Below are 12004 nucleotides of genomic sequence, written 5' to 3'. Positions count from 1 at the left end.
TGTATCGAATCTCAGTTTGAACGCTACAAAGTTGAAGCTCAATTTGGATAAGCTAGTCTCGGAGATCTAAACAGGAAGGATGACAACGCTCCCTAAAGCCTCTTATTCCACTTCCCTTGATGGTCACGGTCGCAATTTTCTTGTGTATCGTAGCTGACGTGTTTATCAATATTCTTCAGTGTAATTCCTACCTGGCCGAACGCCTTTTGGATAGTCATTGAGACTTCCTGTTGGCCTTCTCCCTCTAGGAAATTCGTCCTGTCTTGATTGGTGTTGAATACACAGACGATTTTTAAGCTTTGTGGAAAAGAAGAAAAATTGACCGTATGAGTCACCCAAAGAAAACCGTCGTAGCCTTTCAACGTATCTTCACACACGTCGGTTAACACGTCTCTGATCTGATTTTCGATCTTCTTATCTGATTTACGCATGTAGCAAAATTCCTATTTAACACCTTAAAATATAAGGTTTTTCAGTCCATATTGTCTTAACCGATATTGGACACTGTGGCTGTTTCAAATGCAAAGTATTTATTGAGGATAATGGGGGAGAGGGATTAAAAAAACACCTCACTCTTGATAGCTTGCGAGGCTACCAAGTATGAGGCGAACATAGAATTGACTAAGACACTAGCTCGCCGCTTGTTCCCAATCAGTCAGTAACTTCATGATTACGCGAGAGTCTTGATGGGTCGTCATTGGCGCTGCAAGTTGTGTTTCACTTTGCTCAACCGCTTGGCGGATATTGCGCACTTGATAATGGAAACCATCGCCTTGCGCTTCGACTTTTACTTCACGTTTAGATGTTTCATAGATCTCAACCGTGAATGTATTTTCTTCGGTCGGTAGCCATGGGTTGGTGTCGAGCGTGATGCAACCTTTGCTGCCTAAAATCGTGAAGCCGTGCTTTAAGCCGTGATCTTCTGCGGTGTGGATTTGCGCGGTGAAGCGGTCGTTGAAGCGCATCATCGCCGACGATTCACAGATATTGCCATCTTGGCCTCGTCGACCGATTGCTGAGATCTGCACATCATCAAACACACTCTCACCAAACTGGTGTTGTACGACAGAGTGAATCAGCGACATTGGATAACAACCCAAGTTGTACAGTGCACCCTTGCTCGCAGGGTTCACGAATTGATCAATCGCAGCAACGTATGAGCCTTGAATTGAACGCACTTCACCAATCTCACCAGTTGCCAGTTCTTGATGAAGCTTGGCGATCAATGGATGATTCAAGTACATCAAACCTTCTGCGAAAAATACACCCGCTTCTTTCACCGCTTGCAGAGCTTGTTCGGTTTTTTCCATATCAACCGATAACGATTTTTCACAAAGAATCGCTTTGCCTTTTTGAGCAGCTTTAATCACGTATTCGTGGTGAACGTGGTTTGGTAAAGCGATGTAGATAATGTCGACCGACTCATCTTCAATCAAGGCTTCATAGCTGTTGAAGGTTCGTGTTGGTTGATACTGCCCCGCAAACTCATTGAGTGTTTTCTCTGTGCGACCAGCAACGGCATACAGTTCACTTTGAGCATCGCCTTTAATCGCATCTGCCATAACACCTGAGATAAAGCTGGTTCCTAGGATTCCCCATTTCATGGCTTACTTCTCCTGCTCTTTTGATTCAAGCTGCGTTTCGAACGCTTGAACTAACTCGGTAATATCACGCTCGATAAACGCTTGCGTGTGAGGCATTCCAAAGTGCTGATTGATCGCTTCACGGTTCACGTATTGTTCCAACAAGATCACGCGGTCGCTTTGGTTTTGATCATAGGTTGCTATTGCTTGTAGGCAGCCCGATTCGCTCTGCATGTCTAAGCAAAACTGTTCGATGGCTTCAACTGCAGCCTCGCGTTCAATGTTGGTTTTAATCTTAAGTTCAGCAGTGACAAAGATGGTTTCATTCGTTTGAGGCATTTCACGCTCTTATTTTAGTTAATTATCGATTTGCCATTAATATAATTAACCCCTAATAATTGATAAACTCACCTTTTGTTTATTATTTATCAACCAAGAGTGTTTAATGGATAAGTTAACCAGCATGAAAGTCTTCGTTTACGTGGTGGAGCAAGGCAGCTTTCGCAGTGCCGCCAACCACTTCAACCTATCGGCGACTATGATCAGTAAACATGTCCATCATCTTGAATCGAGCCTCAACTCTCAACTGATTCATCGCACTACACGTAAGCAGTCTCTAACCGATTCAGGTCAGCTTTATTATCGAGAATGTAAGCGAATTCTTGAAGACATCAGCAATGCTGAAAACCTGATTCAAACCTTAGAAAACCAACCTCAAGGCACGGTAAAAATAAACTGCCCGGTCACCTATGGGAACAAGGTGCTTGCCCCAATAGTGGCGAAGTTCCTTGCGAATCACCCAACGATTAATGTCGAACTCGTGTTGAACAACGATCTTGTCGATCCCTATTCCTCCGATATTGATTTGATTGTGCGAATTGGTGACCTGTCTGACTCCAGTTTAGTCGCCAGATATTTAGGGGATTATGAGATGTGTTATTGCGCGGCTCCAGAGTACCTTAACCAACATGCAGAGATTCGTGTGTTGGAAGATCTCGCACAACACCCATCGCTTGGATTCAGTTATAGCAGCCGTCGCGATGTGAGTGGTCGAGATACACAAACGCGGAGTGCACAAAGCAGTGAAACGCAACTCCTAGCCCCTCAGAACCACCAAGCCACACATAGCGCGGTGAATAAAGGACAAGTGCGTTTGATGTCGAATAATGGAGATGTATTGCGATATGCCGCCCTGCAAGGCGTGGGCGTGTTATTGCAACCAACTATTTTAGTGTCAGAAGAGATAGAGAGTGGAGCGCTATTAGAAATACTACCCGGCATGGCACCTTTACCTAAGCCGATTCACTTGCTCTACAAAACCAAGCAACTGTCTTTAAAGAACAGAACCTTTGTCGAGTTCTTGTTGGCTGAACTTTCTAAATAACTAGAATGATCTGAGTAACTCAGGTGCTCTGAGTAACTAAAGCCTAAAGCAACGATAAGCGCTAGACCGTTTGCCAATGACTCATCAAACGCTTGCCAAGATCAGAAGGCGTGGTGTTATGGACGACCATCTCATCACATTGGTTGAACACCATGAAGTGTTTAAGCTCATCGCATAAGGCATGAATTAATGATGCATGGTTTTTGATTCGCTCTTCCACAACCAAGTTGCGAATATTGAGTAAGCCACTATTTCTATCGACCTTGCAATCCATTCGTGCCACCAGCTCACCTTGCCACAAAATCGGCAAACTGAAGTAACCAAACTGGCGCTTGGCTTCAGGAACATAACACTCAAGAAGATAATCAAAGTTGAACAGTGATTGCATTCGCTTACGTTGAATCAACAGGTTATCGAACGGAGACAGTATCTTTAATTTGGTTCGAGATAGAGGCTGATTCAGCAGTTCAAACGCATTAGGCAGCACATGATAATCAGAACCTTGAACATCCACTTTCACGACTTGTTTATCTTCAAGCATCTGCTGGAGTGTTTTCTGAATCAGTGGTTTGGTGTTCTTAAGGAGATAGCTCATTTCCGATGCGATTCCCACACCATTCGCTTCTAAATAACGCGTGATCAGATGCTCGATATACTCTTGTTCCGTTGGTTCAGAGGTATCAATGCCACTCGGCAAAACTCGCTCGGTTAGGTCATACACCTTATGAAAGTTCACTCGGCTTGGCACCATTAAGTCACCTTGCATAAACAAAGTTTCTAGCGCCTGTTTAGCCGGTTTACCACCCCACCCGCCGGGGTTGGGTCTATCCCCTTCAAAGTCTTTCGCCATCAATGGCCCTTCGCTCTCAATACGTTTGAGAACATGCGCCATAAGTGCGTCATCCTTTTTATACCAATGCTTAAGCTTACCGCTCGCAAACCCATTCTTTCGATGCAGGCTGAAGCGGTAATCTCGCATGGGTAAATACGCGGCGGCGTGCGACCAATACTCAAACACCTCTCGACGCTCTAACAGCTTATCCAAATGTTTCAGTTGGTAGTCTTGATTGCGATTCCAAAGCGTGTGGTGGTGAGCTCGCTGAATCACGGAGATGGTATCAATTTGTACATAGCCAAGGTTTTCAATCGCTGACAGCGTGTTCGCCAAAGCGCCACCATTACGTTGCTTTTTAGGCGGCAGCTTCTTAGGTGGCAGCTTTTGCGAAAGCAGTACAATTTTTTGTGCTTGTGCGAGTGAAAGTGATTCCATGAAATTCAGACTCTAATTGATACCAATGATCGGCTTATGATTCCGCAATAAGCTCTTGAAGGATTTGCTTATACGTTTCGACCGTCTGCGCGCCTGTCACTGCACTCTTGCGATTGAATACCACGGTAGGTACCGCAGAGATGCCCATGCGTTGCCATTCAAACTCTTGCGCTTCAATTTGCTTTAAGTTGTCGATGTTCTTCAAGCGTTTCAGTGCCTTCGCTGAGTCTAAGCCAACCGCTCCAAGTTCTTGTGCAATCACTTCAAGATCAGACAGATCTTTCTGCTCTGAAAAGTGCGCAGTAAAGAAGCGTAGCTTTAACTCAGTCTGTTTACCGTGCGCGAGCGCAAAATCAAGCAGCACATGTAGGTGACGTGAATTCACCATTCTCATACTGTCATAGAAATTGAAATCGAACCCAACCGCTTTGCCGCGAGCAGCCAGTTGCTCACGTGATCGTTGGCTTTCTTCTGCACTTGAACCGTATTTTCTCATGATGTGGTCACGCAGGTTTTCACCCTCTTGCGGCATGTCTGGATTCAACTCAAACGGCTGCCATTCAAGTTCAATCTGTTGTTCTAAGCCAAGCTCAGAAACAGCTTGCTCTAAGTTTTTGTAGCCGACCACGCACCACGGGCACATTACGTCAGAAATAATATCGAGTTGAAGTTTCTTGCTCATAATCTTTCCAAATATCGTTGCTAAGGCGTATCCAATTCGAAGTGGATACCCATCTTTCTGATCAGCCTACAACAAACTGAACACTCGTTCAAATTTAACTCGATGCACCATTAGCCAACAAAAAAGCCGACTCATGTTAGTGAGTCGGCTTTGATAAAAATCAGATGGAGCTTAACCGCGTTACGCTAGCAGTTTCTCAAGCACTTGGAATACACCTGCATCGACGTTACTTGGCGCGCCAAAACGTGCGATCTCTTTCAGCTTAGGATGTGCGTTTTCCATTGCGTAAGAGTGGTAGCTCTCTTTGAGCATTTCGTAGTCATTCAGGTAATCACCAAAACTCATCGTCTGCTCGTAAGTGAAACCTAGTGTTTTTTGTAGATGTTTGATTGCCGCCCCTTTTGAAGCCTCGGCATTCATCACATCCAACCAAATTTTTGCACTCACAACCACTTGGTAATTGTCACCAAACTTGGCATCGATGCTTGGGTTCACTTTCTCTTGTGAACCGTCGAAATGGCAGATAGCAACTTTGATGAATTCATCTTCTACCGCCAGTAAATCTTCTACTTGCTCGCGGCGATGGTAGTACTTAGAGATCTCCTCTAAAGCACGTTCGTCTTTGGTTTCGATGTATGCCGATTTCTTACCACACAGCACCACATGTGCACCTTCAATGGCACGCGCTTCTTTGATGATGTCTTTGATGGCATCAGTATCAAGCAAGCAGCTGTAAAGCTCTTGGCCTTTGTGCATCACCAATGTGCCGTTTTCAGCAACAAACATCATGCGATCTTTTAACGGAGCAAATGTCTCCATCAAGCTGTAGTACTGTCGACCCGATGCCGCAGCAAAAATGATGTCTTGAGCTTCGAGTCGCTCATAAAGATTGAAGAATTCAGGGTCTAGCTTTCCGTGTTCATTTAGCAGAGTGCCGTCCATATCAGCAGCGATAAATTTGATGTTCTGTTGTGGCATTTCAGGGCTTACCTATAAGTAAAAATTAAAATCTAAATTATGATTTTCGTTATCTTGGGTAACGGTTCTATGTCCGATTATATCGCTAGAGTAGCCAGTGAATGCAATGCTTATTTCTGAGCTCTAATAATTCGCTTCAAATGTAGTTCAAACGCAAAACTGAACTGCTCGACATGTCGCTTTGAATGATTGAGTCCTACATACCAGAGGTGAACGAAAGGCCTCAAGGCTATACGCTCCTCAGATCTCTATCACTCTGTTTTTGACTACTGTAATCATGATTCTAGCTATCACTTCGACCTTGTTTTGCGTCGTTACCATCAAGTTTCTAATCACACTTGCCAATTTGGCGAGCCATCGCGTTCACATTACGCCTAAAATTTCGTTGAACCGAACCAAATGGCCAACCGTGTCCATTATTATCCCTGCGAGAAATGAAGAAGATAATATTGAGACCAGCCTCAGCTCGCTAATGAAGCAGAACTACCCAAGAGACAGGTTTGAAATCATTGTGATTGATGATTTTTCTACTGATTCGACAAGGGCCATTGTTGATAAGCTCATCGACACATCAAGTGTTAACGTTCGTTGTATATCAGGAAGAAAGTTACCGCCCAATTGGCTAGGGAAAAGCAACGCTTGCATGGTGGGCTCACAGAACGCAACGGGTGAGTATTTGTATTTTATCGATGCTGATACGAAGTCTGAACCCTTGATGCTACAGAGCGTTATCCATTTCGCCTCACGACACAAAACGGACTTACTCTCGTTCAACCCTAGACAAGCATTCACATCAACCATTGAGAAAATCACCTTACCCGGCATATTTCTTTCAGTCGCGTCTTACATGAACTTCAAAAACGCAAACGACAAATCAAAAGCAGACGCAATTGCTAACGGCCAAGCCATGTTGTTTACACGAAAGTCATACGATGCTGTCGGTGGACATACTGCGGTAGCCAGCGAGATATCCGAAGACATCGCGTTTGCAAAACTCGTGAAGACATGCGGTTTAAAAGCATTTTGGGCTTTTGCGGACGAGCTCATGAGCACGCATATGTATTCCGACTTTGGTTCGATTTGGGCGGGCTTCTCCAAAAACATGAATCTTATTGTAAATTGCCAATCAAGATTCCAAGTACTTGGTGCATTCATCAAAACGAATATCATTGCATGGGCTGCCCCGGTAATGCTGCTTGTATCAACTCACCATTTCATCGGCGACCCTTCATCATTCAATACTTATTCCTTAGCGATCAATGCTCTGATGTTGATCGCTTCCATTGTCACTTATCTTATTTTGGTCAAAGAGCTATTTATACCAGCTCGTTATGCACTAACCGTGCCTTTGGGGATTTCGTTGCAAAGCTTGTTGATTCTCAACAGTTATCGCTTATCAAAGAACAATAAAATCACTTGGAAAGGGCGAGCACTGTCATGATCAGTAAGATTCTAACTTTCGTTATGATTGCCACATCTTTTTCAGTGTTAGCGTCGGATGCAAATGAGTGGAAGCTCGTTCGTGATAAGGAAGGCATCGAAGTCTACAATCGAAAAATTGAAGGTAACGACTTTAAAGAGTTTCGAGCAGAGGGTGATATCAACGCAACCCTCTCTTCGATTATAGCTCTCTTTATCGACACCTCCGTTGGCACGCAATGGGTAGAAAATATCGATGATATGGAAGAAATAAAGCATTTTAGTGAGGCGCACACGATCACCAAAACCTATACCAAAGCTCCTTGGCCTGTTGCCGATCGTGAAGCTATCGTAGAGAACGCGATCACTCAGGATCCAAAGACGATGATTGTCACCATTGCTCAACATGGTAGACCTGATTATTTGCCGAACAATAATAAAAAAGTCATTAGAGTGGCTAAATTAGAAGCTCGTTGGATTCTGACACCCATCGACGACAACAACACTCATATCTCTTATCGAGTATTGAGTGATCCAGGAGGGTCAATTCCTTCTTGGCTGATTAACATGGTCGCCGTATCTCAGCCTTATAACACGCTTCGTGGGTTATCTGAAATGTTGGATTCAGGTGAATACACCGATAGTCGTATTAATTTCATCGAAAACTACACGTCGCTTTAACAGTACAATTTAATATTCCAGAGGTCTATATTGTGAAATTTCCATTAACTCCATTCGCAGCGATATTGCTTGTAGCATCAAGTTCAGTAATGGCTAACCAAATCATTGTTGATACCAAAGGTGTTGATGAAACTCAGTATCACGCCGATCTATATGAATGTGAACAATACGCTCAACAAGTTAAGCCAGAAGAGGTAGATTCTCTTGGCAGCGATATTGTAGGTTCAACCGCCAAAGGCGCAGCGCTTGGCGCGGTAGGGGGAGCGGTATCTGGCGGGAGTGGCCACGATGGTGCAAAAATTGGCGCTGGCATCGGTATTATCAGCGGCGCTTTAAAACACGGCGCTCAAAAAAGACAATCAGCAGAGCTATCTGAGCAGCAGAAGTTTCAAGTTAATCGTAACTGCATGATCAATCGAGGCTATACCGTGCTCAACTAGAGCATTATCCAGAAAGTAAAGTGGCATTCAATCGATATTAAACGCCACTTTACTTAGTTGCGCGATCGCTAAGTTCATCCACCGTAACTAAATAGTCCGTTAAAATCGGACCGAATTGACACCGAGCATTGACCCCTCTTTAAAATAGGCTTACTATTAATCGTCTTTTAACGATTGGAATTAAGTGAGCTACCTAAGTATGACTGCAACATGCCAAGCAACAGAAAGCTGTTCTCTACCTCTTCCGCCGAGTAATGCTGAAGCAGAAAAAGAAATGGCAGCGTTAGCAAAAGCACTCGCGCATCCAGCAAGAATTCGCATACTTAGTATCTTGTCTGCATTGGAAAAGTCGGGCGGCTGCTTAAACAGTGATCTGGTAAATGAATTGGGTTTGGCTCAATCAACGGTATCAGAACACCTACGAATATTGAAAAGCTCAGGTTTCATCACTGCTGAGTCTATCCCGCCGAAGATGTGTTACCGCATCGACCGCGACAATATTCAACGCTTCGAATCGGTATTTAACAGCATTTTAAAATAGAAGTTCACGCTTGAGGGATCGGCTTGGATAGCCTTTACTTTTAAGCGTGTTTTTTTGCCACAGTCAATCGTTTTTCGACGATTTACGATATCAATAAAGAGAGATTACCATGAAACCAAAGTTAGGTTTTCTAGATCGCTACTTAACACTCTGGATCTTCATCGCCATGGGTATTGGTGTTCTGATTGGCACCGTATTTCCACAAATCGAACAGTGGAACGAATCTATGTCTGTTGGTACAACCAACATTCCACTCGCGATCGGCCTTATCTTAATGATGTACCCTCCTTTGGCTAAGGTTAACTACAGCCTATTGGGCACTGTGGTAAAAGATAAGAAAGCCATCAAACTGTCTCTGATCATGAACTGGTTGGTTGGTCCTATCCTAATGTTCGTATTGGCGCTGACGTTCTTGGGAGATCACCCTGGTTACATGGTCGGCGTAATTCTAATTGGTCTTGCTCGTTGTGTGGCAATGGTTCTGGTTTGGAACGACATCGGCGGCGGCAACAAAGAGTACGGTGCGGCATTGGTTGCTCTAAACAGTGCATTCCAAGTGGTGAGCTACAGCTTTATGGCATGGCTATTCATCAGCGTTCTTCCACCAGTGTTTGGTTACGAAGGCATGATGGTTGATATCTCGATGATCGATATTGCACACAGTGTTCTTATTTACCTAGGTATCCCATTCCTAGCGGGTTTCCTAAGCCGTAAGATCCTAGTGTCGATGAAAGGCGAGCAGTGGTACAACGATGTGTTCATTCCACGCATCTCACCAATCACACTGATTGCACTACTGGCTACTATCGTTCTGATGTTCAGCCTAAAAGGCGAGATGATTGTTGAACTGCCAATGGACGTATTGTTGATTGCTGTTCCACTGACTATCTACTTCACAGCGATGTTCTTCATCAGCTTCTTCATTGGTAAGAAGATGGGCATTGAGTACGACAAGAATGCATCTATTGCCTTCACTGCGACAGGTAACAACTTTGAGCTGGCCATTGCCGTAGCAATCTCTGTATTCGGTATCAACTCAGACCAAGCGTTTGCAGGCGTTATCGGCCCACTGATTGAAGTGCCAGTGTTGATTTACCTTGTGAACGTTGCGCTTAAGATGAAAGACAAGTACTACAACGGTCTAACAGTGAAATCTGCGAACTAGAAAATCGCGTATCACTTTAAACAGAAAGGCTCACAAATTACTTTGTGAGCCTTTTCTTTATTCCAGTTCATCCAATTATCATCCAGCTTATGTTTCGTCTAATAAGCCTTTCAATGCTTGTTCAAGCCACAGCAATGCTGGCCCTTTCGAGCGTGTTTTAGATAAAACCAGATCAACCGGAGGCGACCACGTTTTGTGGTCAAATCAGACGTTCACCTCAACTAAGCGCTGTTTACTCAACTCTTCTTCCACAAGGTGTTTGGGTAAGTACGCCCAGCCGACATCACTACCAAGAATCATTTCCTTGATGACGATAAAGCTGTTCGACCACCATACCTTGCCCGCTATAAGTGGAAACTGATCCATCTAAAGCTCGATTTTCTGACCGTATTGATTATGGACATCGGCCTGGTCATTTTCTTTGTACTCTACGCTATCGGATTTAACTGGGCGTATGATTCAGTAAAAGACTACTTTGTTACACAAGGCAAAGTTAACGCTCTAAATTAATTCACCGATTCGCTCAAATATCATCACTGAGCGATAAACAAAACGAATTACCAGATTCAGTATGGATCTGGCATTTTTTGTCATAGCTTAAATACATCCTTGTTTGTTAACGCTTTTCCAACATTTGAGACCCCGGATAGGTCCACAAGATCCAAGTTTAATAAACCACCACTCGCGAATCAGCATCACAAATCCAGCCATCAACTCCTCGTACCAGTTGTGCATCTGCTTACATACAGGTACTTTTAGCGACCTCACGGGACATACATTCGCGCAATAGCGTCCATACAAGCTTCTTTTTCGAGCAAAAGTGTTCGGTTTAACATTTCAAGCCAGTTTAATTAACAATTTTATGCTCAAACGCTCACTTTTAATGTTCGTTTATTTTCGCGTTCGCAAATTTATGCACAATACACGTGCTAGATAAGCAAAACTAAAAAGGACTCGAACATGACAACAAACAAACAACCTTCTTTATTTGGGCAATGCCTCGCCGAATTTATCGGTACTGGCCTGCTCATCTTCTTTGGCGTTGGCTGTGTGGCTGCACTGGTATTAACAGGTGCGACATTCGGACAATGGGAAGTTAGTATCATCTGGGGCTTCGGCGTATCTATCGCAATTTACTGTACAGCTGGCGTTTCTGGCGCACACATAAACCCTGCAGTAACCATTGCATTAGCCATGTTCCATGGATTTGATAAGGCAAAAGTAGTGCCTTACATCATCTCTCAATTACTTGGTGCCTTCTGCTCTGCCGCTTTGGTTTACAGCCTATACAGCAACTTGTTTACAGATTACGAAATTGCTCATAACTTTGTTCGTAGCAGCCAAGACGCACTATCAACTGCAGGTATCTTCTCGACTTACCCACATGCTTCACTCTCTTTCTTCGGCGCTTTTGCTGTGGAATTCGTGATTACTGCAGTATTGATGTTTGCCATTCTGGCACTGGGCGACGAGAACAATGGCGCATCACGTGGCGCAATGAACCCTCTACTGATCGGTATTCTTATCGCGGTAATTGGTGGCTCTCTAGGTCCACTAACTGGCTTTGCTATGAACCCAGCACGTGACTTCGGACCAAAACTTTTCGCTTACTTTGCAGGTTGGGATTTTGCATTAACCGGTGCTCGTGATATTCCTTACTTCATCGTTCCAATTCTTGCTCCTATTGCTGGTGCGTGTTTTGGTGGTTGGTTGTACCCACGTGTTATCGGTGCTCACCTACCAGTGGAAGGCCATGGCTGCACAATTCCAAACCAATGTGAAACAGAAGAAGAAGCTGAACAAGCTCAAGCTTAACCCCAAGCGACCTTACATTTACTAAAATATAAATAACGGAACAAAA

13 protein-coding genes and 2 pseudogenes are annotated in these 12004 nt (G+C 44.0%); 8 read left to right on the top strand and 7 right to left on the bottom strand.

Going from position 1 to position 12004, the window contains the following annotated elements; genetic code table 11:
* Positions 1–92: 92 nt before the first annotated feature.
* The 3 genes from L1D22_RS14695 to L1D22_RS14685 all read right to left on the bottom strand — a co-directional run bounded on the left by L1D22_RS14695 (position 93) and on the right by L1D22_RS14685 (position 1922).
* A complete protein-coding gene (locus L1D22_RS14695) occupies positions 93–431 on the bottom strand; it encodes a Fis family transcriptional regulator (RefSeq protein ID WP_239830334.1) in 339 nt (112 codons plus the stop codon).
* A gap of 198 nt (positions 432–629) precedes the next feature.
* Complete coding sequence (locus L1D22_RS14690) at positions 630–1604, bottom strand: Gfo/Idh/MocA family oxidoreductase (RefSeq protein ID WP_239830333.1); 975 nt, start codon at positions 1602–1604, stop codon at positions 630–632.
* 3 nt (positions 1605–1607) lie between these two features.
* The gene (locus L1D22_RS14685; RefSeq protein ID WP_239830332.1) at positions 1608–1922 is read right to left on the bottom strand and encodes an antibiotic biosynthesis monooxygenase; all 315 of its coding nucleotides are present in this window, start codon (positions 1920–1922) and stop codon (positions 1608–1610) included.
* A gap of 106 nt (positions 1923–2028) precedes the next feature.
* Here L1D22_RS14685 and L1D22_RS14680 point away from each other — a divergent pair, with 106 nt between their 5' ends.
* Positions 2029–2967 carry a LysR substrate-binding domain-containing protein gene (locus tag L1D22_RS14680; protein ID WP_239830331.1) on the top strand — a complete coding sequence of 313 codons (939 nt, stop codon included), beginning with the start codon at positions 2029–2031 and terminating at the stop codon, positions 2965–2967.
* 61 nt (positions 2968–3028) lie between these two features.
* Here the strand turns inward: L1D22_RS14680 and L1D22_RS14675 are convergent, their stop codons facing one another.
* The 3 genes from L1D22_RS14675 to L1D22_RS14665 all read right to left on the bottom strand — a co-directional run bounded on the left by L1D22_RS14675 (position 3029) and on the right by L1D22_RS14665 (position 5897).
* On the bottom strand, positions 3029–4237 hold the full coding sequence (locus tag L1D22_RS14675; RefSeq protein WP_239830330.1) for a crosslink repair DNA glycosylase YcaQ family protein: 1209 nt from the start codon (positions 4235–4237) through the stop codon (positions 3029–3031).
* 34 nt (positions 4238–4271) lie between these two features.
* On the bottom strand, positions 4272–4919 hold the full coding sequence (locus L1D22_RS14670) for a DsbA family oxidoreductase (protein WP_239830329.1): 648 nt from the start codon (positions 4917–4919) through the stop codon (positions 4272–4274).
* A gap of 180 nt (positions 4920–5099) precedes the next feature.
* Positions 5100–5897 carry a Cof-type HAD-IIB family hydrolase gene (locus tag L1D22_RS14665; protein WP_239830328.1) on the bottom strand — a complete coding sequence of 266 codons (798 nt, stop codon included), beginning with the start codon at positions 5895–5897 and terminating at the stop codon, positions 5100–5102.
* Positions 5898–6174: 277 nt separating this feature from the next.
* Here L1D22_RS14665 and L1D22_RS14660 point away from each other — a divergent pair, with 277 nt between their 5' ends.
* The 5 genes from L1D22_RS14660 (at position 6175) to arsB (ending at position 10143) form a co-directional block, all read left to right on the top strand.
* A complete protein-coding gene (locus L1D22_RS14660) occupies positions 6175–7338 on the top strand; it encodes a glycosyltransferase family 2 protein (RefSeq protein ID WP_345772811.1) in 1164 nt (387 codons plus the stop codon).
* The gene (locus L1D22_RS14655) at positions 7335–7997 is read left to right on the top strand and encodes an START domain-containing protein (protein ID WP_239830326.1); all 663 of its coding nucleotides are present in this window, start codon (positions 7335–7337) and stop codon (positions 7995–7997) included. The genes L1D22_RS14660 and L1D22_RS14655 overlap by 4 nt, the downstream gene beginning before the upstream one ends.
* Positions 7998–8029: 32 nt before the next feature.
* On the top strand, positions 8030–8437 hold the full coding sequence (locus tag L1D22_RS14650; RefSeq protein WP_239830325.1) for a glycine zipper family protein: 408 nt from the start codon (positions 8030–8032) through the stop codon (positions 8435–8437).
* 199 nt (positions 8438–8636) lie between these two features.
* Entirely contained in the window at positions 8637–8978 is a 342-nt protein-coding gene (locus L1D22_RS14645) for a metalloregulator ArsR/SmtB family transcription factor (RefSeq protein WP_239830324.1), read from the top strand.
* 109 nt (positions 8979–9087) lie between these two features.
* Positions 9088–10143 carry an ACR3 family arsenite efflux transporter gene (arsB, locus tag L1D22_RS14640; RefSeq protein ID WP_239830323.1) on the top strand — a complete coding sequence of 352 codons (1056 nt, stop codon included), beginning with the start codon at positions 9088–9090 and terminating at the stop codon, positions 10141–10143.
* A gap of 87 nt (positions 10144–10230) precedes the next feature.
* Here the strand turns inward: arsB and L1D22_RS14635 are convergent.
* Positions 10231–10509, bottom strand: a pseudogene (locus L1D22_RS14635) (LysR family transcriptional regulator); the annotation flags it as partial.
* Here L1D22_RS14635 and L1D22_RS22325 point away from each other — a divergent pair.
* Together L1D22_RS22325 and L1D22_RS14630 are read left to right on the top strand one after the other, a co-directional pair.
* Positions 10510–10653: pseudogene (locus L1D22_RS22325) on the top strand (chlorhexidine efflux transporter); the annotation flags it as partial. It abuts the pseudogene before it with no gap.
* Positions 10654–11103: 450 nt separating this feature from the next.
* Positions 11104–11958 carry an MIP/aquaporin family protein gene (locus L1D22_RS14630; protein ID WP_008215950.1) on the top strand — a complete coding sequence of 285 codons (855 nt, stop codon included), beginning with the start codon at positions 11104–11106 and terminating at the stop codon, positions 11956–11958.
* The last annotated feature ends 46 nt before the right edge of the window (positions 11959–12004 follow it).

Origin of the sequence: Vibrio sp. Isolate34, assembly GCF_022397915.1 — a bacterium.
Classification (GTDB): domain Bacteria; phylum Pseudomonadota; class Gammaproteobacteria; order Enterobacterales; family Vibrionaceae; genus Vibrio.
The sequence above is the reverse complement of the archived record's forward strand: the minus strand, read 5'-3'. Positions and strand labels throughout refer to the sequence as shown.

Bases quoted from the DNA above. Each gene is read 5' to 3' on its own strand.
- L1D22_RS14695 (WP_239830334.1), bottom strand. From the start codon at position 431: ATGCGTAAATCAGATAAGAAGATCGAAAATCAGATCAGAGACGTGTTA.
- L1D22_RS14690 (WP_239830333.1), bottom strand. From the start codon at position 1,604: ATGAAATGGGGAATCCTAGGAACCAGCTTTATCTCAGGTGTTATGGCA.
- L1D22_RS14685 (WP_239830332.1), bottom strand. From the start codon at position 1,922: ATGCCTCAAACGAATGAAACCATCTTTGTCACTGCTGAACTTAAGATT.
- L1D22_RS14680 (WP_239830331.1), top strand. From the start codon at position 2,029: ATGGATAAGTTAACCAGCATGAAAGTCTTCGTTTACGTGGTGGAGCAA.
- L1D22_RS14675 (WP_239830330.1), bottom strand. From the start codon at position 4,237: ATGGAATCACTTTCACTCGCACAAGCACAAAAAATTGTACTGCTTTCG.
- L1D22_RS14670 (WP_239830329.1), bottom strand. From the start codon at position 4,919: ATGAGCAAGAAACTTCAACTCGATATTATTTCTGACGTAATGTGCCCG.
- L1D22_RS14665 (WP_239830328.1), bottom strand. From the start codon at position 5,897: ATGCCACAACAGAACATCAAATTTATCGCTGCTGATATGGACGGCACT.
- L1D22_RS14660 (WP_345772811.1), top strand. From the start codon at position 6,175: ATGATTCTAGCTATCACTTCGACCTTGTTTTGCGTCGTTACCATCAAG.
- L1D22_RS14655 (WP_239830326.1), top strand. From the start codon at position 7,335: ATGATCAGTAAGATTCTAACTTTCGTTATGATTGCCACATCTTTTTCA.
- L1D22_RS14645 (WP_239830324.1), top strand. From the start codon at position 8,637: ATGACTGCAACATGCCAAGCAACAGAAAGCTGTTCTCTACCTCTTCCG.
- arsB (WP_239830323.1), top strand. From the start codon at position 9,088: ATGAAACCAAAGTTAGGTTTTCTAGATCGCTACTTAACACTCTGGATC.
- L1D22_RS14630 (WP_008215950.1), top strand. From the start codon at position 11,104: ATGACAACAAACAAACAACCTTCTTTATTTGGGCAATGCCTCGCCGAA.